Annotated in this window: 22 protein-coding genes; 7 read left to right on the top strand and 15 right to left on the bottom strand. The window is 50.9% G+C overall.

All coding sequences use genetic code 11. The annotated features are described in order from the left end of the window. Positions 1 to 19: 19 nt before the first annotated feature. From ACTZWV_RS08310 to ppsA, 3 genes are all read right to left on the bottom strand, one after another. Positions 20 to 1,537 (bottom strand): alanine/glycine:cation symporter family protein, encoded by a 1,518-nt coding sequence (locus ACTZWV_RS08310; protein WP_444786099.1) that lies wholly within the window; start codon positions 1,535 to 1,537, stop codon positions 20 to 22. Positions 1,538 to 1,619: 82 nt separating this feature from the next. After that, positions 1,620 to 2,309: a glutathione S-transferase family protein gene (locus ACTZWV_RS08305; protein ID WP_444786098.1), complete on the bottom strand. Its 690-nt coding sequence runs from the start codon at positions 2,307 to 2,309 to the stop codon at positions 1,620 to 1,622. A 136-nt stretch (positions 2,310 to 2,445) separates the two neighbouring features. Next, on the bottom strand, positions 2,446 to 4,824 hold the full coding sequence (gene ppsA, locus ACTZWV_RS08300) for a phosphoenolpyruvate synthase (protein ID WP_444786097.1): 2,379 nt from the start codon (positions 4,822 to 4,824) through the stop codon (positions 2,446 to 2,448). Between the two features lie 138 nt (positions 4,825 to 4,962). Between ppsA and ppsR the strand changes: the two genes are divergently transcribed. Beyond that, entirely contained in the window at positions 4,963 to 5,772 is an 810-nt protein-coding gene (gene ppsR / locus ACTZWV_RS08295) for a posphoenolpyruvate synthetase regulatory kinase/phosphorylase PpsR (RefSeq protein ID WP_444786096.1), read from the top strand. Here the strand turns inward: ppsR and ACTZWV_RS08290 are convergent. The 3 genes from ACTZWV_RS08290 to ACTZWV_RS08280 all read right to left on the bottom strand — a co-directional run bounded on the left by ACTZWV_RS08290 (position 5,769) and on the right by ACTZWV_RS08280 (position 8,830). After that, the gene (locus ACTZWV_RS08290; RefSeq protein WP_444786095.1) at positions 5,769 to 6,830 is read right to left on the bottom strand and encodes a 2-dehydropantoate 2-reductase; all 1,062 of its coding nucleotides are present in this window, start codon (positions 6,828 to 6,830) and stop codon (positions 5,769 to 5,771) included. The genes ppsR and ACTZWV_RS08290 overlap by 4 nt on opposite strands. A 22-nt stretch (positions 6,831 to 6,852) precedes the next feature. Then, positions 6,853 to 8,202, bottom strand: coding sequence for a class II 3-deoxy-7-phosphoheptulonate synthase (locus tag ACTZWV_RS08285; RefSeq protein WP_444786094.1), 1,350 nt, complete (start codon positions 8,200 to 8,202; stop codon positions 6,853 to 6,855). Between the two features lie 151 nt (positions 8,203 to 8,353). Further along, positions 8,354 to 8,830: a low molecular weight protein-tyrosine-phosphatase gene (locus tag ACTZWV_RS08280; protein ID WP_444786093.1), complete on the bottom strand. Its 477-nt coding sequence runs from the start codon at positions 8,828 to 8,830 to the stop codon at positions 8,354 to 8,356. A gap of 140 nt (positions 8,831 to 8,970) precedes the next feature. Here ACTZWV_RS08280 and ACTZWV_RS08275 point away from each other — a divergent pair, with 140 nt between their 5' ends. Continuing rightward, positions 8,971 to 9,648, top strand: a complete 678-nt coding sequence (locus tag ACTZWV_RS08275) for a response regulator transcription factor (RefSeq protein ID WP_444786092.1) — start codon at positions 8,971 to 8,973, stop codon at positions 9,646 to 9,648. Here ACTZWV_RS08275 and ACTZWV_RS08270 read toward each other — a convergent pair. Genes ACTZWV_RS08270 through ACTZWV_RS08250 form a run of 5 tightly spaced genes read right to left on the bottom strand, consistent with a single transcriptional unit; the run spans position 9,615 to position 13,064 of the window. Next, positions 9,615 to 10,397: a CsgG/HfaB family protein gene (locus tag ACTZWV_RS08270; RefSeq protein WP_444786091.1), complete on the bottom strand. Its 783-nt coding sequence runs from the start codon at positions 10,395 to 10,397 to the stop codon at positions 9,615 to 9,617. The genes ACTZWV_RS08275 and ACTZWV_RS08270 overlap by 34 nt on opposite strands. A gap of 1 nt (position 10,398) precedes the next feature. After that, entirely contained in the window at positions 10,399 to 10,782 is a 384-nt protein-coding gene (locus ACTZWV_RS08265) for a curli assembly protein CsgF (protein WP_444786090.1), read from the bottom strand. Between the two features lie 14 nt (positions 10,783 to 10,796). After that, on the bottom strand, positions 10,797 to 11,174 hold the full coding sequence (locus ACTZWV_RS08260; RefSeq protein WP_444786089.1) for a curli production assembly/transport protein CsgE: 378 nt from the start codon (positions 11,172 to 11,174) through the stop codon (positions 10,797 to 10,799). 60 nt (positions 11,175 to 11,234) lie between these two features. Beyond that, positions 11,235 to 12,716, bottom strand: coding sequence for a hypothetical protein (locus tag ACTZWV_RS08255; protein ID WP_444786088.1), 1,482 nt, complete (start codon positions 12,714 to 12,716; stop codon positions 11,235 to 11,237). 21 nt (positions 12,717 to 12,737) lie between these two features. Further along, a complete protein-coding gene (locus tag ACTZWV_RS08250; protein ID WP_444786087.1) occupies positions 12,738 to 13,064 on the bottom strand; it encodes a curlin subunit CsgB in 327 nt (108 codons plus the stop codon). Positions 13,065 to 13,425: 361 nt separating this feature from the next. Between ACTZWV_RS08250 and ACTZWV_RS08245 the strand changes: the two genes are divergently transcribed. The 4 genes from ACTZWV_RS08245 (at position 13,426) to ACTZWV_RS08230 (ending at position 19,902) form a co-directional block, all read left to right on the top strand. Next, on the top strand, positions 13,426 to 15,912 hold the full coding sequence (locus ACTZWV_RS08245) for a S8 family serine peptidase (RefSeq protein WP_444786086.1): 2,487 nt from the start codon (positions 13,426 to 13,428) through the stop codon (positions 15,910 to 15,912). A 197-nt stretch (positions 15,913 to 16,109) separates the two neighbouring features. Then, the gene (locus ACTZWV_RS08240; protein WP_444786085.1) at positions 16,110 to 17,018 is read left to right on the top strand and encodes an AAA family ATPase; all 909 of its coding nucleotides are present in this window, start codon (positions 16,110 to 16,112) and stop codon (positions 17,016 to 17,018) included. Beyond that, positions 17,006 to 17,959: a hypothetical protein gene (locus ACTZWV_RS08235; protein ID WP_444786084.1), complete on the top strand. Its 954-nt coding sequence runs from the start codon at positions 17,006 to 17,008 to the stop codon at positions 17,957 to 17,959. The genes ACTZWV_RS08240 and ACTZWV_RS08235 overlap by 13 nt, the downstream gene beginning before the upstream one ends. Continuing rightward, positions 17,953 to 19,902, top strand: a complete 1,950-nt coding sequence (locus ACTZWV_RS08230; RefSeq protein ID WP_444786083.1) for a transglutaminase family protein — start codon at positions 17,953 to 17,955, stop codon at positions 19,900 to 19,902. The genes ACTZWV_RS08235 and ACTZWV_RS08230 overlap by 7 nt, the downstream gene beginning before the upstream one ends. Here ACTZWV_RS08230 and ACTZWV_RS08225 read toward each other — a convergent pair. The 3 genes from ACTZWV_RS08225 to ACTZWV_RS08215 all read right to left on the bottom strand — a co-directional run bounded on the left by ACTZWV_RS08225 (position 19,876) and on the right by ACTZWV_RS08215 (position 24,791). After that, positions 19,876 to 20,115 (bottom strand): TIGR02647 family protein, encoded by a 240-nt coding sequence (locus ACTZWV_RS08225; protein WP_444786082.1) that lies wholly within the window; start codon positions 20,113 to 20,115, stop codon positions 19,876 to 19,878. The two genes, ACTZWV_RS08230 and ACTZWV_RS08225, sit on opposite strands and share 27 nt — an antisense overlap. Before the next feature lie 136 nt (positions 20,116 to 20,251). Continuing rightward, complete coding sequence (locus ACTZWV_RS08220; RefSeq protein WP_444786081.1) at positions 20,252 to 23,530, bottom strand: S41 family peptidase; 3,279 nt, start codon at positions 23,528 to 23,530, stop codon at positions 20,252 to 20,254. A 118-nt stretch (positions 23,531 to 23,648) separates the two neighbouring features. Further along, positions 23,649 to 24,791 (bottom strand): pyridoxal-phosphate-dependent aminotransferase family protein, encoded by a 1,143-nt coding sequence (locus tag ACTZWV_RS08215; protein WP_444786080.1) that lies wholly within the window; start codon positions 24,789 to 24,791, stop codon positions 23,649 to 23,651. A gap of 197 nt (positions 24,792 to 24,988) precedes the next feature. Between ACTZWV_RS08215 and ACTZWV_RS08210 the strand changes: the two genes are divergently transcribed. Continuing rightward, a complete protein-coding gene (locus tag ACTZWV_RS08210) occupies positions 24,989 to 25,330 on the top strand; it encodes a zinc ribbon domain-containing protein YjdM (protein ID WP_444786079.1) in 342 nt (113 codons plus the stop codon). 66 nt (positions 25,331 to 25,396) lie between these two features. Here the strand turns inward: ACTZWV_RS08210 and htpX are convergent, their stop codons facing one another. Continuing rightward, positions 25,397 to 26,260, bottom strand: coding sequence for a protease HtpX (gene htpX, locus ACTZWV_RS08205; protein WP_444786078.1), 864 nt, complete (start codon positions 26,258 to 26,260; stop codon positions 25,397 to 25,399). Between the last annotated feature and the right edge of the window lie 130 nt (positions 26,261 to 26,390).

The raw sequence follows: 26,390 nt of genomic DNA, 5'->3' as shown, positions 1-26,390 counted from the left end.
TCAGCTTGCGTAATGTCTGTTATTTCTGCTCTTGCTGCTGTTTTGCCAGCCGCTTTTCCCAGAAGGTCGCGTTTTTAATGCCGAGTTTAACCGGATCAAAAATAATCGGGCCACCGGCTTTTTTCTGTACTTCAAAGTCACGCAGGCAGCGCATGGTGGGCTTGTACATAAAGAAGATAACCAGGATACCCAGCACGTTAACCCACGCCATTAAGCCTACGCCTATATCGCCGATATTCCAGATATAGCCGGCGCTGTTAACCGTGCCGTAAGCCACCATAAACATCAGCAGCAGCTTAAACACTATATTAGGCAGCTTGTTGTTAAACACGCGGTTTAAATACGCCACATTGGTTTCGGTAATGTAGTAGTACGCCAAAATGGTGGTAAAAGCGAAGAAGAAAATAGCCAGCCCCGCAAACACCTGACCAAACTGACCAAATACACTTAACAATGCCATTTGCGTAAAGGCCGGGGATGCCACTTCAGTTGCTGCATCGACATTTTGCAGCAGCATAGTACCGGCACCTGTTACAGCATTAAAGTTTTCCGTTTGAATATTGTATTGCTGGGTAATTAAGATCATCAGGGCGGTAGCGGTACAAACAAACAACGTATCCACGTAGACTGAAAACGCCTGTACTAAACCTTGCTGCGACGGATGGTCTACTTCGGCGGCCGCGGCAGCATGCGGGCCCGTGCCCTGGCCGGCCTCATTGGAGTAGATGCCCCGTTTTACACCCCAGCCAATGGCAGCACCAAAACCGGCTTGTGCGGTAAAGGCATCGCTTAAAATTAAACTGAATATACCAGGCACCTTATCCAGATTCAGAAACACCACTATTAACGCCAGCACTATGTAACCCAATGCCATAAAAGGCACGACAATTTGGGTAAAGTGCGCAATACGCTTAATGCCACCAAAAATAATAAACGCCAGTACAATAAGGATCACCGCCAGTGCTATCAGTTTATGGGTGCCCACTTCACCAAACGTGGTTACCACCATAACGCCGTCACCAAACACCTGGGTTACCGCATTACCTACCGCATTGGCTTGTACGCCGGGTAGGAAAATACCACAGCCAATAATGGCCGAGACAGCAAATAAAATACCCAGCCAGCGCCAACCGAGGCAGCGCTCAAAATAGTAAGCCGGGCCACCACGATACTGGCCATTTTCTTCTACTTTATACAGCTGACCTAAAGTAGATTCGACATAAGCCGTACTGGCCCCCAGAAAAGCCACTACCCACATCCAGAATATAGCGCCCGGGCCACCAAAGCCGATGGCGGCGGCTACACCGGCAATGTTACCCACCCCCACGCGACCGGACAGTGATACTGCCAGCGCCTGAAACGACGAAATACCTTTGTCAGACTCGCTGTTGTTCAACAGCAGCTTGCACATTTCTTTAAAATGGCGTACCTGAGCAAACCGGGTCAGTATTGAGTAAAACAAACCGGCGCCCAAACACAAATAAATCAGCGCCGGGCTCCAGATAATGCCGTTCAGCGCACTAATAAAGCCTTCCATTTCCCTTCCTTATAGTTATTTTTAAGCACATTTTGTTATACGCCGCTTAATTTGCCACAGCGAAAACAGAATAGCTATGCTGTTAACCGCCGGTTTGCCGCAGATCTGCGGTAATTTGCCCGGCTGCGGCTATTTCTTCATCATGCGCCTCGTCTACCCAAGGCTCGGCCAATGCTTGTTTGTACCATTGTTGCATAGCCGGCAGGTTCAGCAGCGTTTGCACATAAGCCATGCCAGTCTCACTTAACTGCAGGCCGTAGCTCTGCACCCGAAATGCTACCGGGGCGAAAAATGCATCCGCAGCACTAAACTGTTTACCCGCCAGAAAAGGCCCGCCAAAGTCGGTAAGTCCTTGTTCAAACAACTCCGTAATGCGGTCTAAATCACGCTGTAACTCTGCTGTAATGCGGTGTAATTTAACGCGATGGCCACAGCTCATGCCACAGATATTACGCAGTGCACTAAAGCCGGAGTGCATTTCTGCCGCAGCACAACGCGCGAAAGCGCGGGCTTTCGCCTCTTTGGGCCATACCGCCGGATAGCTTTCATACAAATATTCGGCAATGGCTAATGAGTCCCATACCACTATGTCTTTTTGCACTAAGCACGGCACCTTGCCGCTAGGCGAAAACACGCGGAATTTTGCAAAGTTACCTTGCTGGCTAAACGGCACCAGCTGCTCAATAAACGGAATATTCAGCTGTGTCATCAACAGCCAGGGCCGTAAAGACCAGGAAGAATAATTTTTATTGGCAATATAAAGTTCACGCATTGTCGGCTCCTTAGTTACTATCCACAGAGTTAATGTTTACAGTCAGGTACTATGTGCTGAAGTCGTGCCAGGCACAACCGGCTTTTAATGCAACAGATATAAAAAAGCCCCGGGGGCACGGGGCTTAATAGCTGACTTATTGCTTGCCGTATTTTTCCGCCAGATACAGCCAGGTTTCCAGCACGGTATCCGGGTTTAGCGATACACTGTCGATGCCCTGCTGCATTAACCAGGCGGCAAAGTCTTCGTGATCCGACGGGCCCTGGCCACAAATACCAATATATTTACCTTTGGCTTTACAGGTTTTAATGGCCATTTCCAGCAATTTGTAAATCGCCGGGTTGCGCTCGTCAAACAAGTGAGCTATCAGACCGCTGTCTCTGTCCAGCCCCAGGGTTAACTGAGTTAAGTCGTTCGAACCAATTGAGAAGCCATCGAAGTATTCTAAAAACTCCTCTGCAAGCAAGGCGTTAGAGGGCAACTCGCACATCATAATCACCCGCAGGCCGTTGTCGCCACGCTTTAAGCCGTGCTCTGCCAGCAAATCGATTACGCTGCTTGCTTCACCCAAAGTACGTACGAACGGGATCATTACCTCGACATTGGTAAAGCCCATTACATTGCGCACCCGTTTTAATGCTTCAACTTCCAGCGCGAAGCAGTCACGGAAATCTTTGGAGATATAGCGCGAGGCTCCACGAAAACCGATCATCGGATTTTCTTCGTGCGGCTCGTACTGGCGTCCACCAACTAAGTTAGCGTATTCGTTCGATTTAAAATCAGACATCCGCACTATCACTTTTTGCGGCGCAAAGGCACAGGCTAAGGTTGCGATACCTTCGGTCAGTTTGGCAATGTAAAACTCAACCGGATCGGCATAGCCGGCAATCATCTCGCTAATGGTTGCTTTAAGCTCCGGGGTTTGCGCATCAAAATTCAGTAATGCTTTAGGGTGCACGCCAATCATGCGGTTAATAATAAATTCCAGCCGCGCCAGACCAATACCGGCATGCGGCAGTTTGGCAAACGAGAATGCCCGCTCAGGATTGCCGACATTCATCATTATTTTTAAATCCAGCTTTGGCATTTGGTCAACGCGGCTGCTGACCACCTTGTATTCCAGCTTACCGTCATAAATAAAACCGGTATCGCCTTCGGCACAAGACACAGTAACCTGCTGGCCGGTTTTAATTTTTGCCGTAGCATCGCCACAGCCAACCACTGCCGGAATACCCAACTCACGGGCAATAATGGCCGCATGGCAAGTGCGGCCGCCACGGTTGGTGACAATGGCCGATGCCCGCTTCATGATTGGTTCCCAGTCGGGGTCGGTCATGTCGGTTACCAGCACATCGCCCGGCTGAATTTGGTCCATCTGCTCTATGCCTTTGAGCACCTTGGCGGTGCCGGCACCAATACGTTGGCCGATAGCACGGCCTTCTGCCACCACTGCGGCTTTAGCTAACAGCTGAAAACGCTCCATGCTGTTGCTGTCTTCGCGGCTTTTTACCGTTTCCGGCCGCGCCTGCACGATATACAACTTGCCGTCGTTACCGTCTTTGGCCCACTCGATATCCATCGCGCGGCCATAGTGCTGAGCAATAATAACGGCTTGTTTGGCCAGCTCTTCTACTTCGGCATCGGTTAGCGAGAACTGCCGGCTGCGCTGTGGCTCAATATCCACCACCTTAACCTGCTTGCCGTGGCCTTGCTCGCCCGAATAGATCATCTCGACTTTTTTGCTGCCTAAGTTGCGTTTCACCACGGCCGGGCGGCCTGCTGCCAAGGTGGGTTTATGCACATAGAATTCGTCCGGGTTAACAGCGCCCTGCACCACCATTTCCCCCAAGCCGTAAGAAGACGTAATAAACACCACATCTTCAAAGCCTGATTCGGTATCAATGCTGAACATGACACCGGATGAGGCTAAATCAGAGCGCACCATTTTTTGCACCCCGGCCGATAGCGCCACGCCGCGGTGGTCGTAGCCCTGGTGCACGCGGTAGGAAATAGCGCGGTCGTTAAATAACGAGGCAAATACATGTTTAATAGCGACGATGACGGCATCATAGCCGCGCACGTTTAAGAAGGTTTCCTGCTGGCCGGCAAAAGACGCATCCGGCATATCTTCGGCGGTGGCTGATGAGCGTACGGCAAAAGATACATCTTGCGCTGCGTCCGGATGCAGTTGTTGGTAAGCCTCGCGAATGGCTTGTTCTAACTCCGGTTGAAACGGCGTATCAATAACCCACTGCCTGATTTGTGCACCGGCTTTGGCCAGTGCGGTTACGTCGTCAACGTCCAGGCCGTCGAGCAGCTGATAAATGCGCTCATTAACACCGCTTTGTTCAAGAAATTGGTTAAAAGCATAGGCTGAGGTGGCAAAACCGCCCGGTACCTGTACGCCGGCATTCGCCAGATTACTGATCATCTCTCCCAGAGAGGCATTTTTGCCGCCCACCCGATTTACATCGTGCATACCCAGGTTTTCATACCAAATCACAAATTCTTGCACAGTTAATCTCCATTTTTTGTCGAGTGGCGTGTAAGCTTACAAACAGCGCTACAAAGCACAGCGATTTTACACTGCCACTCAGGCTAAATAAAACCTTAATTTTCAATGTAATTTTATAACGACAAAACGGAGTAACCGGTGCGCACAGCCTTTTATATCTCAGATGGAACCGCTATTACCGCAGAAGTGTTTGGTCATGCCTTACTTACTCTTTTTCCTGCAGAATTTGAGCATGTTACCATCCCGTTTGTCGAAACCTGTGATATGGCCGAGCAGGTAAAGCAACGTATTAACGATCGTTATAAAACAACGGGACAACGGCCACTGATTTTCCAAACCTTTGTTGATGACCAGCTGCGGCAGATTATTAACAGCAGTAACGGCGTCTGCTATGACTTCCTGAATACTTTTGTTGAGCCTATTCAGCGCGAGCTGGGGGTAGCACCGGTACCAAAAACCCACCGCACCCACAGCATGCACGAGAAAAGCTATGACTTTCGCATCGATGCTGTCAATTTTGCGCTGGCCAATGACGATGGCTCTAATCTGAAAAATTTTGCCCAGGCCGATATTATTCTGGTGGGTGTAAGCCGCTCCGGTAAAACCCCGACCAGCCTGTATCTGGCGCTGCAATATGGCATTAAGGCGGCAAACTACCCTTTTGTCGAAGAAGATATGCAGCAACTGCAGCTGCCCGACGTTTTGCGCCACAACAGAGAAAAATTGTTTGGCTTAACCATTACGCCACAGCGGTTAAGCCAAATTCGTGAGCAGCGCCGCGCCAACAGCCGCTATGCGTCTTTGCGCCAGTGTCAGCTGGAGCTGGCAGAAGTGGAAAACCTGTATCTGCGCGAGCAAATCCCGTATTTAAACTCGACACATTTATCAATAGAAGAGATTTCAGCGAAAATCATCGCCAAAACCGGGCTGAAGCGGCATAAGTATTAAGAAGTTAACCCGGTTTGTTGCAGCATATCGTTAATGGACAGTGGCGCAGCCTCGCCGCTTTCCAGCCGTTTTATCTGCTCAACCAACAGCGTATTTACCGGTGTCGGCAACTGATACAGCTGCCCCATTCGCACCACAGCACCATTTAAAAACATGATTTCGGTGCGCTTTTTTGCCTGGATATCATCCCACATAGAAGAGCGCGCCTGTTCATCTATCTCCAGCATACTGGCGGCCGCAAGACGAAATACTGCTGTTGGCAAGCGTAAAAACCAGGGTAATAATGCGTTCGGCAAACCGGTATAGGACACCGGCTTTATACCGGCTTTGCGGCAAATATGCAGCCACTCCTGCATAGCTGCCGCCAGTAATAAGCGGCAATCAGGGTCCAGCAGTTGTTGCTGCAGCGACAGGTTGCTGATGGCATTTAAGGCATTATTTAAGTTCAGCAGCAGCTTGCCGTATTCGGCGGCCGTAATATCGTCGCATAGCTGCACCGGCAGTTTTAATTGCTTAAAGGCGTTAATAATGTAATTAACGGCGGCATGGTCATTCTGCTGCCAGACAATGGCGCCGGCGCTGGCACGATGGAATTGGCCGGCACGGTTTTTAACCACATTAAACGGTACTATGGCGCGCAGTACCGGGTTGGCTAAGTCCTGGCTGAGCATTTCACCAATACCTATGCCGTTTTGCATTGCAACTACCGGCACTTCAGGCCGTAAAAAGCGTTTTAATTGCGTTAGCATCGGCACCAGCGCCGTGGCTTTAACGGTCAACAGCACAACATCGCATTCAATTAAGCTGTTAAGCGAACTGTAAAATGCCACCGGTTGGGCAAAATAGGTGTGATGGTCAAACGAGGTGGCGCTTAAGCCATGAGCGGCCAGCTCTAATGCCATGGTTTCACGGCCGAAAAATTTTACTTCCAGTGCACTATCCTGACATAAATGGGCACCGAGATAACAGCCTATGCTGCCGGCACCCACTATGCCAATACAATAACGCTGACCTGCGGTGGAGTGCCGGCCAGCGTCTTTTGCCTGTTCTGATAACACTTACGCTCCTTTGAGCGCGTGATTATTTACGCGCAGTGCGTAAAGTATCGGCAATCAGAAAGGCTAATTCCAGTACCTGGTCAGCATTTAACCGCGGATCGCATTGGGTAAAGTAACGTTTACCCAAATCATGCTCGCTTAAACCATAAGCACCGCCGGTACATTCGGTAACATGCTCCCCGGTCATTTCCAGGTGGATACCACCGGCATGGCTGCCTTCTGCTTTGTGCACTGCAAAGAAATTGCGGATCTCACGTAAAATAGCTTCGAAGTCCCGCGTTTTATAGTCGTTGCTGGCTTTTACCGTATTGCCGTGCATCGGATCTGAGCTCCACACTACTTTACGGCCTTCCTGTTGTACGCGGCGCACCAGCGCCGGCAGTTTATCTGCCAGTTTATCTGCTCCCATCCGCGTGATCAGGGTTAAGCGCCCTGCCACATTATTCGGGTTAAGTGCATCAATTAAGCGGATCAGGTCGTCCGGCTGCATGCCCGGTCCCACTTTTACGCCGACCGGGTTATGAATGCCGCGGAAAAATTCAATATGCGCATGATCCAACTGGCGCGTACGCTCACCTATCCATACCATATGCGCCGAGCAGTCATACCAATCGCCGGTTAACGAATCACGCCGTGTCAGGGCTTCTTCGTAATTCAGCAGCAAGGCTTCGTGCGAGGTATACAGCTGGGTTTCACGGATAGAGGGTGAATTCTGTCCGGTAATACCGCAAATTTCCATAAAACGCAGGGCTTCCTGAATACGCTGGGCGACATCCTGATAGCGATCTTTCAGTGGGTTAGATTCAACAAAACCCATATTCCACTTGCTCACCTGATGTAAATCGGCCAGACCGCCCTGGGCAAAAGCGCGCAGTAGATTCAGCGTAGCAGCAGAGTGATGATAAGCCGTGGTTAAGCGGTTTGGATCCGGTAGCCTTGCCGCTTCAGTAAACTCAAAGCTGTTAACGATGTCGCCACGATAACTGGGCAATGACACACCATCAATAGTTTCCAGGTCGCTGGAGCGCGGTTTGGCATATTGCCCGGCCATACGCGCCACCTTTACTACCGGTAAGCCACCGGCAAAGGTTAACACCACCGCCATTTGCAACAATACTTTAAAAGTATCGCGGATTTTTGGTGCGTTAAAATCGTTAAAACTCTCGGCGCAATCGCCACCCTGCAGTAAAAAGCCCTGACCTTCTGCAACCTGACCGAGCTGACTAAACAAATCCCGCGTCTCCTGGGCAAATACCAGTGGCGGATATTTATGTAATTGCTGTTCAACACGATGCAATAAATCCCGATCTTTATAGCCAGGTTGCTGTTGGATCGGGAAGCTGCGCCAGCTTTGAGGCGTCCAGGTGGTCACGATGATTTTCCTATGTCTGATTATCTGCCAAGCAAGTTATAGACTTCCGGACGTAAATTCAATGCCGGCTTTGGCATAATTTATGACAATTTCTTCAGATAGCAGCAAAGCGTTGAATATTTCGCCACTAATGCCGGTAATTGTGGTTAATTTACACCTTTTCGGTCAGCTTCAACTGTTCCAATAAGCCATCACAGCCCTGCTCTATCAACTGCAACACCACAGCAAAACCTTTACTACCACCATAATAGGGATCCGGCACTTCGCTATAGGTCGGATAAGACGGATGATATTGCATAAATAATTGCAGTTTATGTTGCAGCTCTGCAGGACAGCGCCGCTTTAATTCGGCCAGGTTGTCTTTGTCCATTGCCAATATCAGGTCGTAATAGGCAAAATCGCTGTCGGACACCGGCCGCGAGACAATGCTGCCAAAATCGTAGCCGGCGGCGACACCTTCGCGTACCGATCGGCTATCCGGTGGCGCACCGCGATGTGATGCGCTGGTACCGGCCGATTCAATTTCTATTTGCAGACCACTGTGGCCGGCTTTTTGCCGCATTACCGCATGCGCCGTTGGCGAGCGGCAAATATTACCCAAACAAACCAATAACAGTTTTATTGCCATACAGGCTCCGGTTGATAAATTAAGCTGTGCTGTCAGCACCTTATAAACGGCAAGTTAAATGGTTGCAATTCAACACTGTCGGGTACAGTATAAGCAGAATCCACTTTTCGCCACATCAGCAGTACGCAGGAGCACAACTGATGGATAAGTTTACTAAACTTATCGTACTCTCAGAACAAGAGTCATTGCATAATCTTACCCTGTTAGCACAATCTATAGGTATTAACGTACAACAACAGAGTAAAAATGCCGTGTTGTACGGTGCGCCGCTAAAATCCGGCGTGTTATTGGCTTGTCCATACGCCAACAGCGATTTAAATAAAAAAGGCCTGTCGACAGAGCTGCAATATCTGCTGCATAAAGCGCCGCTGTTTTTGTTTCAGGCAGAACGTAGTTTGCTGGACGCCAACCAGGCACTGTGTGCCGGCATTCGCGGCGTGATTTTTCGTGATGAACAACTGGACCGCGTACTTACGGCATTAAAAACGATGATGGCCGGGCAGCTATACTATGCGCGTAGCGTTATGTCAGAGTTGGTTGATCAAATGCTGCAACAGAAATTGTTAAGCAGCACCGACTCACTGGCGGTACCGGATAATAATTTACTGACACGGCAGGAAAAACGCATTATTCAGCTGGTGGCTGAAGGCGCCCGCAACAAAGAGATTGCCGAAAGTTTGAACATCAGCGCCCATACAGTAAAGGCGCATTTGTCGTCCATCTTTCGCAAAACTAAAGCACGTAACAGAGTGGAGCTGCTGCGTTGGCTGCAGCAGCCTGTACGTCAGGAAACACCACCATTATTTAAACTGGCTTGATCATCTGCGCGCCAAAAGCCGCGTTGCTGGCCTTGCTCAACTAACTCGACTAACGCCGCTTCTATCGCCTGTTTCACACAATACTGCACAGGCTCATTGGTCGAATACCCGCCTTCTGCTTCCAGCAAACGGTTAAGCGACACATAACGGAACAAGCCGGCCCGCAGCTCTTGCGAAAACACTTTTTTGCTGCTTGATACAGATAACAATACTTGTCCGGTATAAACATCTATCACCCGCAAATAAACGGTGACTTGATCTTCACGATACAACTCTGAGGCGCCGATACCGAAATACTCGGCGCCAATACCGCCGGTGGTTAAATTGGTTTCATAGCCGATAATACCGCCTTCAAACAATAAGCGGGCTTCCTTCAGTGGCGGTAACTCTGCGGCTTTTTTATTCGAACCGTGAATTTTGCGCTCTGTCAGCAGGTTTTGTAAGCCTTCGCGCTCCAGTGGCGCAAACCAGCCGCTATCGAGCAGAATTTGCGTCAACATTGAAGTTGCGCCCTGGGTTACTGCAGTAGAGAAGCTCGACACATTAGCCTGGGGTTTATATTGTCCGGTTTGGTCGCGAAACGCATACACCGATACCGGAATAGCCGTACGCGGTTTACCCTGTTGTTGCAGATTTTGCATTAACGGGCTGACACTATCGATGGCAGCACCGGAGATATTAAGTTGTGGCTTTGGCAGCAATGAGCAACTGCTTAGCAGCATAGTGGCAGCTAATAGTAAGTACTTCATCTTAGCCTCCGATAGCCGGTATGGTAATAACGGTAATTTCACCGCTGCTAAGGTTGGTAATGTGCACCACTACACTGCCATCGGCTCCGCCGCTGACTTCCACCATAAACTCGCCGGTGTTATACACACCTTCAACTAACTCGCCATCGGCAATGCGCCGCGTTAACGAGTTAATAATGTTACGCTCCAGCGCGTCCTGAAACTTGTCAACAAAAGACAAGCCGCCTCGATCAGCAGTATGATCATTTTGGCTTTGCGCTTTTTGCAGCAGAAAATTGCCGTTTAACGGATTACCGCCAAAACTGGGGTTTATCGGCGTATAAACCAGCTCGGTAGCGTAAGCAGTACTGCAGCACAGCAGCCCTATCAGCGACATCAGCTTCATTATTATTATTCCTTTTACAACTTGTCAGCCAGCGGTTCACCCAGCATTTTGCCGGTTTGAATATTGGCTAATTCATTAATACTCAATAGTACGGCTTGCTCAGCCATTTGTTTAACGTCGTTATAGCGCCGGCCAAAATAGGTTTGATATACCCGTGTTTGGTTCATTTCTACCCAGAGAAAAGTACCGGCCTGAGGATACACCTGCTCGTAGATCACTACCGTGACACCGTCGGTGGACGGCATATCACGCCAGTAGCCGGAGTAATAAAAAGTGAAATCTTTACCGAAGCGGGAAATAGTGCGGTCCAGTACCAAACCACCCAATTCAATATCTGTCGGGCGCACCATAGCGGAGCAACAGAGTAACAGCAGTGTGGCGATAAACTTCATTTCTTTGCTTACCTGAAAAACGGTCAGCGCCGGTTCATTGCACCGGCGCTGACCTCAAGCTTAGTTTTGCACAACAATGGCGGTGTTGTAATCACCGGTCTGTGTTACCGACATCAGGTTGCCGCTACCGGCCTGACCACCTAATACCAGGTTATCATTACCTTGTTGCACAATGGATACCAAACCGTCGTTACCGGCCAGGGCAAAATAGCCGTCGTCACCGGCAACCCAGTTACCGCTGCCATCTTGCAGAATATCCAGGCTGTTACCGCTACCGGATACCAGAATATCAACCAGGTTAATATCACCGTTCTGTTCAATGGCAACAGTATTGGCCGATACCACCACATCACTGGTCAGCAACACTTCATTGGCCATGCCGGACTGATCCACATAGATGTCGTTGGTATCACCCATAACATCAACCACGGCATAGTTTTCGTCACCAAATTGTTGTACATCGGCAATGTTGCCTGCGCCAACCAAACCAACACCGGCAATATTGTTATCGCCGCGGCTGTATATAGTGCCAACGTTAGCATCACCAATCAGGATCATTTCACTGATATTGCCATCACCGTTTTGGCGGATCTCAACATTATGGCCATCGCCGTCGGTAGCAAACAGCGCGCTGTTCAGGTTGCCGTTTTGCCATACATCTACCTGGTTATCATTACCTATCAGACCAATTGGTGCCTCTACCAGGTTACCGTCACCGCGCTGATCAATTAACACCAGATTTTGCTCACCGGCCAACGGATCCAGTAAAAACTGGTTACCATTACCATCTTGCATCACATCTACCAGGTTGTCATTGCCGGCAACATCATAGGCAATAAATACGTTGCCATCGCCTTGTTGCGACACGAAGAAGCTGTTGTTGTCACCGGTTAAACCGACAATACCGCCTACGTTGGCATTACCTGTTTGCTCTGCTTCAAAGGCATTACGGTTACCGCTTAAGTTAAACATGCCGGATTCGTTATTATCACCCACCTGCACGCTGAATAAGCTGTTGTCGTTGCCACTAAAACCGGCATTACTCCAGTTCGCCATACCCTGCTGTTCTATTTCAACCAGGTTAAAATCACCTGACAGGTTAACAAAAACTTCGTTAACATCGCCGGTTTGCAGCACGGCGACATCGTTGGTATTGCCGCTGACGATTGCTTCGGCCTGGTTAAAAAAGCCATCCTGGGTCACAGTGACGGTGTTGTCATCACCTGCAATGTCGATATAAGCAATATGCCAATCGGTTAATTGCTCTGTGCGCACCTGGTTATCGTTACCGGCAACAAAGTTGTAGGCTTCTAACCAGACACCGTCCTGAGTAACAGTGCTGTTGTTGGCATCACCATTTTGCTCGATAACGACTAAACTTATCTCACCGCTTTGTGTCACTTCTGCCAGGTTGCCGCTAACTGCCGCAACGGCAGAAGTTTGGTTAATCACAATTTCATTGCTGACAGCTAATGCCGGGCCGCTGACAACCAGTGCAATAGCTAACCCCAAAATATGTTTACGTGGAAATGTTACGTTCATAAAATTCTCCCTAACTCATTATTAGTATTGAATAATCGAAATTTCTGCACCGACACCGGACTGCTCAATGGAAAAATGCCGGTTACCCCACTGTTCAACCCGGATCAGATTATCTGTACCGCTTTGAATGATCTGAGCTGAGTTGTTATTGCCAAACTGGCGCAGTTCGGCTTGATTCCCCATGCCACTTTGTTGCAGCAGAATTTGGTTTAACACGCCCTGCTGCAGTAACACAGCGTAATGCCCGTTACCGGATTGAGTGACATCAGCAACGTTAAGATCACCAAGCTGGGTTATATCGACACCGTTTGCCAACGCATGGCGCTCCAGCAAAGATGTGATTTGCACAGAGACATCCGCTACTGCTGTAGCTGAGCTCACTGCAACGCCAAATATCAGTAGCCATTTAGTAACATTAAACACCGCTATTCCCTTTCACTGTTGTTACAAAAGCTAGGCTAAAGCACTAACAGAAAGCCGCAATAGGAAAAAACAGCTATTTTACTAATTAGTTATTAATTAGCTGTAAATATTTCAAACGTTTTAAATCATTAATTTATGCATTTCCATTAACAACCAACCCACCAAAGCGACTAAGACATTAGGGCTATTTTTTAAAATAAGTTCATCTCAGGTTAACATTCGTGCTATCCCTAATTGTGCTAAAAGGTAAGCATATAATTAATGATTAGTTAAATTAGGGACTATTATGACTCATAAAACACTTATTGCCCTCGCCGTAGCAACAGCTCTGGTTTCTGCCGGTGCCATGGCCAACAGCAGCACAGGTACTGAAGATTCCATCCTGGTGATGTTTAAACCCGGCGTATCCAAACAAGAACGCCAGCAACTGATTACGCAACAAGGTGCCAGTCTGCGTCAGTTAGATGCGCAGGGTCGTGATATGAAAATGCGTTATGTGGCTGATGGCCGCATCGTAAAAGTTAACGTACCTAAGGGCGTAGACCGCGATCATTTGATTAAAAAGCTGGCGGCGAATCCGGCCGTTGAAGTAGCAGAACCCGATTATCCGGTAAAAGCACTGGCAACGCCGGATGATCCGCGTTTTGGCGAGCTGTGGGGTCTGCACAACACCGGTCAAAGCGGTGGTACTGCCGGCGCAGATATCAAAGCCGTTGACGCCTGGGATATTTCTACCGGCAGCCATGACATCATCATCGGTGTTATTGATACCGGCATGGATTACAACCACCCTGATCTGATTGATAACCGCTGGGTGAATCCGGGCAGCTTACCGGGCAGTACCTACGGTTACTCTACATTAAATGCTGAACAGGACCCGATGGACAGCGACAGCCACGGTACCCATGTTGCCGGCACTATCGGTGCTTCAGGCAATAACGGCACCGGCGTGGTTGGCGTGAACTGGAATGTTACCCTACTACCGTGCCAGTTCCTTGGCCCAACCGGCGGCAGCACTGCCGGCGCTATTGAATGTATCAACTATTTTACCGATTTAAAGCTGAACCATGGTGTAGATATTAAAGCTACCAACAACTCATGGGGCGGTGGTGGCTTTTCTGAAACCCTGCGCGCTGCGATTCAGTCCGGCGGCGATGCCGGTATTCTGTTTATTGCTGCAGCAGGCAATGACGGCGTTGATGCTGACAGCACGCCAATGTATCCGGCGGCCTATGACCTGGACGTTATCGTGTCAGTAGCGTCAACTGATCGCAATGACAACCTGTCAATTTTTACCAGTGGCGCATCCAACTACGGTTTAACATCTGTTGATTTAGGTGCACCGGGCTCAGCAATTTTGTCTACTATCCCGGGCGGCGGCTACGCCAGCTACTCCGGCACCTCTATGGCGTCGCCGCATGTTGCCGGTGCTGCTGCATTGTTGTGGTCAGTCAATCCGGATATTACGCCGGCTGAAATGAAAACCATTCTGATGGACTCAGGCGACAGCTTAGCGGCATTAGAAGGAAAAACCGTTTCCGCTAAACGCGTTAATCTGGTGAATGCCATGGTTGAAGCGGATCCTACGCCGTCGTTTAAACTGACTCTGACACCACGCACACAAGAGATCACCGCCGGCGATGCTGCACAATATACGCTGGATATCGGCAATATTGCCGACTGGATGGGTGATGTCGCGCTAAGCGTAGACGTGCAACCGGCACTGGATGGTGTCAGTTTATCTGCCACTACTGCCCAGCCCGGCGACACGTTAACGCTGGATGTGGTCACGTCAGCAGAAACGGCCTGGGGCAACTATCAGTTCACCATCACCGGTACCGACACCGCCAGTGGCGAGCTGGTAAAATCGGTTAACGCCAGCCTGAGCGTGCTGCCGCAAGGGCTGCAAGATTACCCTTACAGCAACACTACCCCGGTGGATATTCCGGATAACATTGCCGACGGTATAGAAAGTGTTATTACGGTGCCGCAAGCCGGTAATGTATTTGGTACTGATGTGGGCGTAAACATCACTCATACCTGGCGTGGTGACTTAATTGTTAAGCTGCGCTCGCCACAAGGGACAGAGCATACCCTGCATAACCGCACCGGTGGCAGTGAAGATGATCTGATACAAAACTGGCAGCTGGACAGCTTTAACGGCGAAAGCATGCAAGGTGACTGGACCTTACTGGTATCAGACAATGCCGGGCTGGATACCGGTACGCTGAACAGCTGGGACCTGACATTAACCGCATTATCGGATGATGGCACACCACCAGGCCCGGTAGCGCCGATAGCAGATTTCAGCTTTGTCACATCCGGTTTAAGCGTTAGCTTCAGTGATATGTCTACAGACGCTGACAACGATATCAGCAGTTGGAGCTGGGATTTTGGCGATGGTAATGTCTCTGCCGATGCTATCCCGACACACAGCTATGCAGCCGCCGGCAGTTACAATGTCAGCTTAACCACCACCGATGCCACCGGGCTCAGCGATACTGCAGAGCAAACCGTTACCGTGACCGACAGCAATATTGACCTTAGCGTACTGCGCTCTGTGCGTACCCGCACCGGTTCAACTATTGTTGACCTGCGCTGGAGCGGCGCCGATGCTATGGTGGACTTGTATCGCGACGGGCAGTTGGTGGATACGCTGGATAACACCGGTCGCTATCGTGATCGCTTTAACTCACAAGCTGCAACGGTAACTTATAAGCTTTGTTTAACTGCAACCGATGCGTGTTCAGCTGATGTGGTGGTGAATTTCTAACCCCCGGCTCAGTTTGAAGTGAAGGCGGCTCAGGCCGCCTTTTTTTATGGTTGCAGTTCCAAAGACTGACGCTACTATAGCGGATAGTCATTAGCGGATAGCCATCCGTAACAACCGGCGGCTAACAACGATAGTATATAGTAACAACCGCGGATAACGCTTTCAGCATCGGGCTGAGCACGCAGTAAGGAGTTCAGGTGTTAACACAGTTGCACAAGGTAGAACAGAGTTTAAACCAGGTGATCCTTGGCAAACCGCAACAGATCCGTTTGGCGCTGTGTTGTTTGCTGGCAGAAGGTCATCTGTTGTTAGAAGACTTACCCGGCATGGGCAAAACCACGTTGGCGCATGCGCTGGCCAACAGCCTGGGCCTGAGTTACCGCCGTGTGCAGTTTACCAGCGATCTGCTGCCAGGCGATTTGGTCGGGTTGAATATTTATGATGCCCGGTCGCAGCAATTTCGGTTTCAAGCCGGACCGGTATTCAGCCAGGTGTTACTGGCCGATGAGATAAACCGCGCCAGTCCGAAAACCCAAAGCGCCCTGCTCGAAGCGATGGAAGAAAAGCAGGTGTCTGTTGATGGCGAAACCCGTGCCCTGCCCACGCCTTTCTTTGTTATTGCCACACAAAATCCGTTATTTCATGCCGGCACTTCTGCCTTACCGGAGTCACAACTGGACCGTTTTATGTTCAGGCTGTCGCTGGGGTTTCCCGATCACCAGGCTGAACATCAGTTACTACAACGTGACAGCAGCCGTTCGCGGCTGGAATTACTAAGCGAACAACTGAATACCGAACAACTGCGCGCCCTGCAACAGCAAGTGCCGCAAGTTAAGGCATCGGATGCATTAATTGATTATCTGCTGGCTTTGGTTAACAGCAGCCGCCATCGCAGTGATATGTTACCGTTATCCCCCCGCGCATCAAAAGCTACCTTACGTGCAGCTAAAGCCTTTGCTTTTATAAACGGCCGTGACTATGTCAGCGCAGAAGATGTGCAACAGGTGTTTCCCTATGTCGCAGAGCACCGGCTGGATCCATCCTCTGCCGCACAGGAAAGCCGGTTAAGTCAGATGTTATTGCAACAAACGCCATGTCCGATTTGACACTAAAACAGCGGTTGTATCAGCAGTACCTGAGTGTTATCCGCCGCTATCTGGATAAACGCCAACCGGCTGCCGACAAAGTTACCCTGGCACAAAAGCTGATTTTTATTTTACCCACCCGCTATGGCTGGTGGTTTGTGCTGCTGATTGCACTGCTGTATTTATTGGGCACTAACTACCAAAACAACCTGATCCTGCTACTGTGTTATTTATTGTTGAGCTTGTTTTTGCTCAGCATAGTGCTGGTGTACCAGAATATGCGTGGTTTAACACTGCAATGCCGCACCGCGCCGGCCGGTTTTGCCACTGAGTCGCTAAATGCCGTGCTGCAACTCAATGCTGATAAACCACACCTGATGCTGAATTTCAGTTTTATGCAACAACAACACAGCGTGTTGATGCCGGGCCTTAATGCGGAGTTAACATTGCCGTTGCCGGCAACCCGGCGCGGTAGATATGCGCTGCCGCGTATTAAGATCAGCAGCCAGTATCCGTTTGGTTTATGGCGTGCCTGGAGCTATGTTGCCCTGGCGCAAGATTATTGGGTGTATCCGCGCGCCGAAAAAATGCTGCAACAGTACGACGATAGCCCGGTAGCAGCTACCGGCCCACTGCCGCAGACTCAGAGCGGCGATACGTTAGCACCGTACCGCAGCGGCGACAGCCTGCGCCATATGGTGTGGAAGCGACTGGCACGGGATCCGCTAAACCCGGTGGTGCGCCAGCAACAGTTTGCGCCGCAAGCTGAGCCATGCTGGGTGGTGGTGACGCCGGCAACCGGTGAAGCCTTAGAGCGCCGCCTGAGCCACGCGGCCTGGCAGCTGCTGGCATTGGAGCAATCTGCACAGCGTTACGGTTTAAAGCTCCCCGGGCTGACATTACCGCAAGCTTGCGGCGCCGCCCATCTGCAACGTTGCCTGCAGGAGTTAGCCCTGTGTTAAAGCAAAAAAACCTGTTACTGCTTTGGGCCGCGTTGCAAACGGGCATACTGTTGTTGCTGCAACAAGCCTTTAGTGGCTGGATTATCGGCGTGTTTTTGCTGCTGTTGTTGTATCGTGTTGATAGTGTCCTGCGTAACCGGCCTACACTTAGCCTGAAATGGGTTAACCTGCTGGCCGGCCTTGTGGCCATTGCTTTATTTGTTAACCTGCGCCAGGCCGGCGTGCTGCACTTTATGTTACAGATACTGCTGCTGGCGGCGGTGGCACGGCTATTGGCACTACAGCATTTGTATGAAGCCAGGCAGTTGGTGTGGGTACATTACTTCTTAACTGGCTGTTGTTTTATTCTGCATCAGGATATGGCCATTGCCATGCTGGTGTTTGCCGTCTTTTTGCTTAATTTATACAGCCATTATCGTCTGTTTGCGCCCACAGGCGCGCAGCTGAACTGGCCGCAAACCGGCCGTGCTGTATTGATTATTTTACCGCTGTGGCTGGGGATGTTTTTACTCTTCCCCAGGTTGCCGGCATTCTGGCAAATTCCCGATGCCAATGTCGCGGCCACCGGGCTGGGTGACAGCATTGACCCCGGCAGTATTGAAAAACTGGTGCAGGACGACAGTCTGGCGTTTCGGGTTGAGTTTGACGGCCCTTTACCACCACGGCAGCAGTTGTACTGGCGGGCGCGGTTATATGAAGAGTTCGATGGTCGCAGCTGGCACGTCAGCGCCATGCGCCGCACAGCAGCACGTTATACGCCGCCGGCAACAGCAACTGAAAAAGAGGCAGCACAGCAAAGCTACAGCGTTATTGCCGAAGCCAGCCGGCAAACCAGCCTGTACGCTCTGGCCCGGCCACTTAGCGTCAGCGGCAGTGTGCGGCTTAACGCCGGCGGCCTGGTCAGTGCCAATAAACCGCTGAGCCAGCGTCTGAGTTACCGGGTTAACGGTATTTACGGCCCGGCGGCTTTGCTGTCAGAGCAGGAGCAACAACTTAACCTGGCGCCGGGGGCAGCTAACCCGGCGACAAAACAATTTGCCGCAGAGTTATTGCAGCAATATCCGCAGCCGGCACAGTTGGTACAGGCGCTGACAGAGCACTTTAGCAGCCAGCCGTTTTACTACAGCCTTACGCCGCCTTTATTGCCCGGTGCAAACAGCGTAGATCAGTTTCTGTTTAACAGCCGTACCGGGTTTTGCAGCCACTATGCCTCCGCCTCCGCCGTGATCCTCAGAGCCGCAGGCATTGCTGCCAGAGTGGTGGGCGGCTACCAGGGCGGACAATGGCACCCGCAGCAAAACTATCTGGCCGTAAGGCAGCGTGAAGCTCATGCCTGGGTAGAGTATCTGGATAACGGTGTCTGGCAGCAGTTTGACCCCACCGCCGCTGTTGCACCTGAGCGTATTTTGAATAACCTGGATGATATCTTGCCACAGGAGCAGCGTAACCTGCTGAGCTCCGGTTGGCGTCAGTTGGCCTTTTTGCAAGCCGCACGGCAGCAGTTAATGCATCTGGATTATTACTGGTCGGTTTGGGTACTGGGTTTTAATGACAATAGCCAGCAACAGTTGTGGCGCCAACTTAAGCAGCAATTGCCGGTTATCGCCGCAGCAGCGGCAATAGTGTTACTGCTTACCGGGATTGTGATTGGCCGTCATCTGCTCACACGCAGGCAGCATACATTGCCAGCCGCTACGCTGTTATTGCACCGCGCCCTGCGGCCGTTATTGGCGCAAAAACAGCCGACGCAACCCGTTTCAGCTTATTTACGACAATTGGCGGCCAGCCAAACACAACACAGTGCATGGCTGCAGCAATTAGCCGATTATTATGAGCAGGCCGTTTATGCCGAGCAGCCACAGGCATTAGCGCAGCTTGCAGCACTGCTCAAACGCCGGCGGCGGCAGGTAAAACAATTACGAAGCAGTATTAAGAATGCGTAGTGCGGTTTGCAGGTGCTCTGCACAGTGAATACCTAAGTCGGTTAAGTAACCGCCATCGGCCTGTGACACCAGGCCTTTATCGTACAGCCGTTTTATTGCCTGTTGTGTTTCGGCATCGGCGGACTGGTGGATCTTAATACCTTCCATAGCACTGTCGAGATTAAACAAGGTTAACACGCGAATTTCTGCATTAAGTTGTGCTGATATGGGCATAGGTGCGTTCCTGCTCTGTTGTTTTACTCACCATAGCTGCCCTTGGCCTAAAAGCAAAGCGCTGATGTGAAATAGCACAGTAAAAAGCCCGGCGATTTCTCCGGGCTGATACAGGCTGGCGTTGCAGATGAATGTGCTAAGGCAGAATATCAGCCGCCAGCGGTGTTGCCATCGGCTGTGCTTTTAACGGCGCAACCGGTTGGCTCTGCAGTTTTTGCTGCAGGTAAGCAATGGCTTGCTCTAATTGCGCATCCCGGCCGTTAAACCGGGCATAAGGTAAGTTATCCACTTCCTGATCCGGTGTTACGCCATAGCCTTCAATGATCCAGCGCCCGTCCATGGCAAACTGAGCGGTTTCCGCCACCCGTGCCATGCCGTTATCGGCCAGCCGGTTGCGGCCGGATAACCAAACACCGGCGCCGGCAGTGCGCTTACCGATTAATGGCCCCAGTCCCAATGCTTTAACCCCGGCGGAAAAGGTTTCACCGTCGGAATAGGTCAGTTGGTCGGTTAACACCACTAAATGGCCACGAAACGCCTGCTGCATATTGCTATAGGCATCACCTTGGGTTGATTGCCAGAAAGCCCAGGCGCGGCGCAGCAGTTTTTCAATGATCCAGCTGTCAATATTGCCGCCGCGGTTGCGTCGCACATCAATAATTAAGCCGGGTTTATCATAGTGGGCATAAAACTCGCGGGCAAAACCGGCAATATCATTAGCGCCCATCGCATACAAATGTAAGTAACCTAACTGGTTAGCTGTCGCACCGGCAACCTGTTGCTGATTAGCCGATACCCAATCGCGGTAACGCAGCATGCTGTCATGGGCACTGCTAACCGGCTCGACGACTGTTTGCCATTGCTGCTTGCCACGTTGCAAAGTTAGCAATACTTGTTTACCGGCCTGATTGCGCAGTGCCTGAGTCAGGCCCGGTAAATCTTTAACCGCCAGCCCGTTAATGGCTGTCAGGGTATCGCCCACTTGGGCATTAACACCGGGTTTCGCCAGTGGCGCTGCCTGAGCCGGCAGTTCGCTGTCCGTGCGGTAAATATGGCTGATGCTGAGCCCTTCTTTGCTTTGGCTGAATTCTGCCCCCAAACTGGCAGCTTTAGCCGCAGCTGCGTCGTTGCGGTACTCACCACCGCGCACCTGTGAATGCAATGCATTAAGCTCGCCCATCATCTGGGCAAAAATATCATCCAGCTCATGGCGGTCGGTAACTCTGGCCAACAGCGGCTGGTATTTCGCTTTACTGGCGTTCCAATCCAGGCCGCGCATGCCTTTATCAAATAAAAAATCGCGGTGCATACGCCAGCCGTCGGCAAACATTTGTTGCCACTCCTGTGCCGGGTTAATGCTCAGCTGCCAGCTGTCTATATTAAGCCTGGCTTTAGCCAAATCTGCCGGGGCTTTATCGCCGGCCTCCACCACATACATAGTGCCGGCGCCGTTGCCACTGTGTTTACGCATAAACAGCTTTTTGCCATTGGCCGCCAGCTGATAGTCAGCAATATCGCCGGCAAACACCTCAGCTTTGGCTTCTGTCTGGCTAAACTTAATCTGCTTTAATACCGGTTTACTATCCGGGCCACTGTTGCGATCCAGCAGGTACAGCCGTTTATCCGCGACGGCCAGTTGTTGATAATTACCGGCTGCTACCGGTACCTGCCACAAGCGGGTATTCAGACCGTCCCAGTCCACCAACGAGGCTTTTTTGCCTGTCCGGCTGGCTTTGGCTGCGTTGTCATCACAGTTTTCCAGCTCCTGCACGGGGCGAAACGCAAAACAAGCTTGTTGCTTCAGGCTGACAGCAAACAGCTGGCTGCGCCGATCAAACATCGGCCCCAGATTTCTGTCGCCCCAGGGGCTGCCCGGGGTGGCGGAAAATTGTCGATCGGAGGCAAAATACAACCAGAGGCCATCCGGGCTGAAGGCAGGCGTATAAGATTGATATTTATCTGAGGTAATAAGCTGGCTTCGTTGCTCCGCCAAGCTGTACAACACCACTTGTGAACGACCGCGTTTGGCCGGGTTTAATGTAAATGCCAACAATTTGCTATCGGCTGACCAGTTGATATCGTCATAACCTGCCAGGCCGATACCGCCACTGTAGACCTTGCTGTTGCGCCCATTGCTGAGTTGCAACAGCCACAGATCGCCGTTTTTATCATCGTGCGCCAGATATTCGCCATCGGGCGATAACATCAGCTGCCAGCGATGGCCGCTGCCATCTTTGGTTAACTGCTGCGCATCAGCTGAGCCATCGGCAGCAAAGCGCCATATTTCGTTGTCGCCACTGTGATCATTAATGGCATAGACCCATTTACCGTCTTTAGACAGCACCGCAGAGCGGGAACGGCTGCCGGCCGGTGTACTGATTTGCACCAGCCGTTGTTTACCCGGCATAGCAACCGCAATCTGGCTGCGGGCAGTTATCACCACTTTGTCGCTGTTGTCGTGCTGCGCCTGATACACCGCGGAATTAAAATACTGCAGTGGTTTACTGATAATACGCTCGCGCTGTTGCACTAAATCAGACTGTATCTCAAGCGCCAGAGTACGGCTTTGACCATCGGCCAGCTGCAGCAGCTGCAAGTCGGCGCCCAGCTGATACACAATGCGCCCGTCTGATACACTGATCCGGCCAATGCGCCAGTCCTGATGAAAACTGTGCTGTTTAACATCACCACCTGAAGCGGCAACCGACCAGATATTGCTGTTACCGTCGGCATCACTGACAAAGTACACCCGGCCCTGATAAAACAGCGGCTGGCTGATGCTGCCGTTATGGCCTTTGCCCAGCTGCACGGCTTCATCTTTGCTGCCAAGCGTCCAGCGCCATAGTTCACCCATGGCACCACCGCGGTATACCTTGCTATTGTCGCCGGTTAATTGCAAACCAAAGCGGCTGAAAAAGACATTACCACCCTGCTCGTCTATGCTGCCGCCGGAGGCATCGGCCAGCGGTAAGGTTTCAGTGATTAAACTTAGCGGGTCAACCGTTTTCAGTAGCCAGTAATTGGCCGGGCCGGCGGCGCTGTCGGTAGCATATAAAATACGGCCATCGGCTAACCACTGCTGAATACGCACGCGGCTGTTTTCATAGCTGATACGTTTGGCTACGCCACCGGCTAACGGCATCAGATAAATTTCCGCAGCACCGTCGTAATCAGCGACAAAGGCCAGTTGGCTGCCATCAGGCGACAACAGCGGCTGGGTTTCTTCTGCCGGGTGGCTGGTAATACGCCGGGCTTGTTCGCTGTTTAGCGAGCCCTGCCATAAATCGCCTTCAGCGGTAAACACCAGTTGCTCCTGCTGCAATACCGGTGAGCGGTAATAGCCCTGTACTGCCAATGCAGGCAAAGACAACAACCCCGGCAAAGCCAGGCTTAGTAAGGTGTAACGTAGTTTCATTATGGCCCCGTAGCTATTTGGTGTAGTTATGTTGCTGTTGTGCTTCAACTTAGCAGAAGCGGCACAACGCGCCAAACAAAAACGACCAAATAACTCCAAGGCATGATTAGCCGGTAAACTACCGCAGAACATCCTCTAACGCTTTGATACACAGCGCGATATTCTCACGTCTGGCAGCATAGCCCATCAGACCGATGCGCCAGGCTTTACCCGCCAAATCACCCAGGCCGGCGCCTATTTCCAGGTTGTATTGCGCCAATAACTGTTTGCGCACGGCAGCATCATCCACGCCCTGCGGAATATACACACTGTTCAGCTGCGGTAAGCGGTACGGCTCTGCCACGACAAACTCCAGCCCCGCGTTCGTTAAACCTTGTTTTAGCAGCTCATGCATTTGCTTATGCCGCAGCCAGCTTTGCTCCAGCCCTTCAGCGGCCAGCAAGCGCAGCGATTCATGCAAGGCATATAACGCATTAACCGGTGCCGTGTGGTGATAGCTGCGCTTAGCACCGCCGCTCCAGTAACTCATTACCAGGCTTTGATCTAAAAACCAGCTTTGTACCGGCCGCGTACGCGCTTTTATCCGCTCAACCGCTTTTGGCGAAAATGACACCGGTGATAAGCCAGGCACACAGGATAAACACTTCTGACTGCCGGAATAAATGGCATCTATGCCCCAGTCATCTACCCGCAGCTCAACGCCGCCTAACGAGGTAACGGCATCAACAATAGATAAACAGCCATATTGCTGCGCCAGTGCACACAGGGTTTTCGCATCCGACAACGCGCCGGTCGAGGTTTCAGCATGCACAAAAGCCAGATATTTAGCCTGCGGGTTAGCTTTTAAAGCCGCTGCCACTGCCGCCGGGTCTACCGGCTCGCCCCAGGCATTATCGACAGTGATTGCCGTGGCGCCGCAGCGCTCGACATTCTGGCGCATCCGCTCGCCAAATACGCCGTTGCGGCAAACGATTACCGTATCGCCTTGCTGCAGTAAATTAACAAAGCAGGTTTCCATACCGGCACTACCAGGAGCTGATACTGCCAGTGTCATCTCATTTTGGGTTTGAAAGGCATACTGCAGCAGCTGTTTTAACTCATCCATCATGCCGATAAACAGCGGGTCTAAATGGCCTACTGTTGGTCTGGCCTGAGCGGCTAAAACCTGTGGGTGTACATCTGAGGGCCCGGGGCCCATCAGGATACGGCGGGGGGGTAAAAAAGCGTCTATTTTCGGTGCCGGTAACATAGCCTGTTGCATAGTAACTCCGTACAGTTATTTTTGCTTTACCATAACAAAATCGCGCTTTGATAGCAGTATTGTTCGGCTATTGCCGCTATTCAAGGGATCTATAGTTCAAAAGAGCAATAGCTCAAATGATTAATAGTGCCACCGCCGCGCCAGGCTGAGGTATAATGCGCGTTTTTGCGCTTAAACGCCGTTTCAGGAACCCTGCTATGAGTACATTACCCGCCTGCCCTAAATGCCAGTCTGCTTACACTTATGAAGATGGCGCCCTGTTAATTTGTCCGGAATGCGGCCATGAATGGTCGGCCAACGCGGTGGACACCCCGGACAGCAAGCAAATTCGCGATAGCGCCGGTAATGTGCTGCAAGATGGCGATAGCGTAACGGTGATTAAAGATTTAAAAGTCAAAGGCTCATCTTCAGTGGTAAAAATCGGCACTAAGGTAAAAAACATCCGTTTGGTGGAGGGCGATCATGATATCGACTGCAAAATAGATGGCTTTGGCGCCATGAGCTTAAAATCGGAATTTGTGCGTAAGGTACAAGATTAAAAAGTACAAGACCAGCATAACAAAACGGGGCCTTAAGCCCCGTTTGTGTAGATTAGCTGATACCGGTTAAAAACGTCCGCGCAGTGCAGCAATACGTTTCTCCAGCGGCGGGTGGCTTAAAAACAGCTCAGATTTCGCCGCACCACCGGCAATACCAAAGGCCATCATGCTGCCTTCTAAGCGGCTTTCGTGGTTATGCTTTAACCGCTCTAATGCAGCGATCATTTTATTCGGCCCGCCTTCCAATTTCGCCGCACCGGCATCAGCCCGGTATTCACGCTGGCGTGAGAACCACATCACAATAATACTGGCCAATACGCCAAACACCATTTCCAACACAATTACAGTGGCAAAATAAGCTAAGCCACCGCCCTGATTATTATTGCCGTTATTGTTCAGCATGCCGGCAATTAAGCGGGCAAGGAAAATAACAAAGGTGTTTACCACGCCCTGGATCAGCGTTAACGTAACCATATCGCCGTTGGCAATGTGCGACACTTCGTGCGCCAGCACCGCCTCAACCTCATCTTCGCGCATATTGCGCAGCAAACCGGTGCTTACTGCAACCAAGGCATCGTTGCGGTTCATGCCGGTGGCAAAGGCATTCATTTCCGGCGAGTCGTACACGGCCACTTCCGGCATACCAATACCGGCAGCTTTGGCCTGGCGCGCTACGGTAGTCATTAACCATTGTTCGGTAGCATTGCGTGGCTGTTCAATCACCACCGCGCCGGTGGAACGTTTTGCCATCCATTTTGAGATAGCCAGAGAGATAAAAGAGCCGCCAAAACCAAACACAGCGGCAAACACCAGCAAACCACCAATGCTGCTGCGATCAACACCAAGGAAACTGAATACGATATTGAGCACTATGCTCAGCACCAAAATAACCGCCAGGTTAGTGGCTAAAAATAAAACGATACGCTTCATACTGCTTTCCTCAATTGGCTTACTGCACTGTACTATATGGGCTTAGAGGGCATTTTCAATTTAATCGCGGCGGATTATTTGTAAGAAAAGGTGTCTGCAGTAGTGCTTTTGACTACAATGGCTGCAACAT

Origin of the sequence: Rheinheimera sp. NSM (assembly GCF_052380015.1) — a bacterium.
Lineage (GTDB): Bacteria > Pseudomonadota > Gammaproteobacteria > Enterobacterales > Alteromonadaceae > Alishewanella.
Note: the sequence above shows the minus strand (reverse complement) of the source record. Positions and strands in the feature narration are given on the sequence as shown.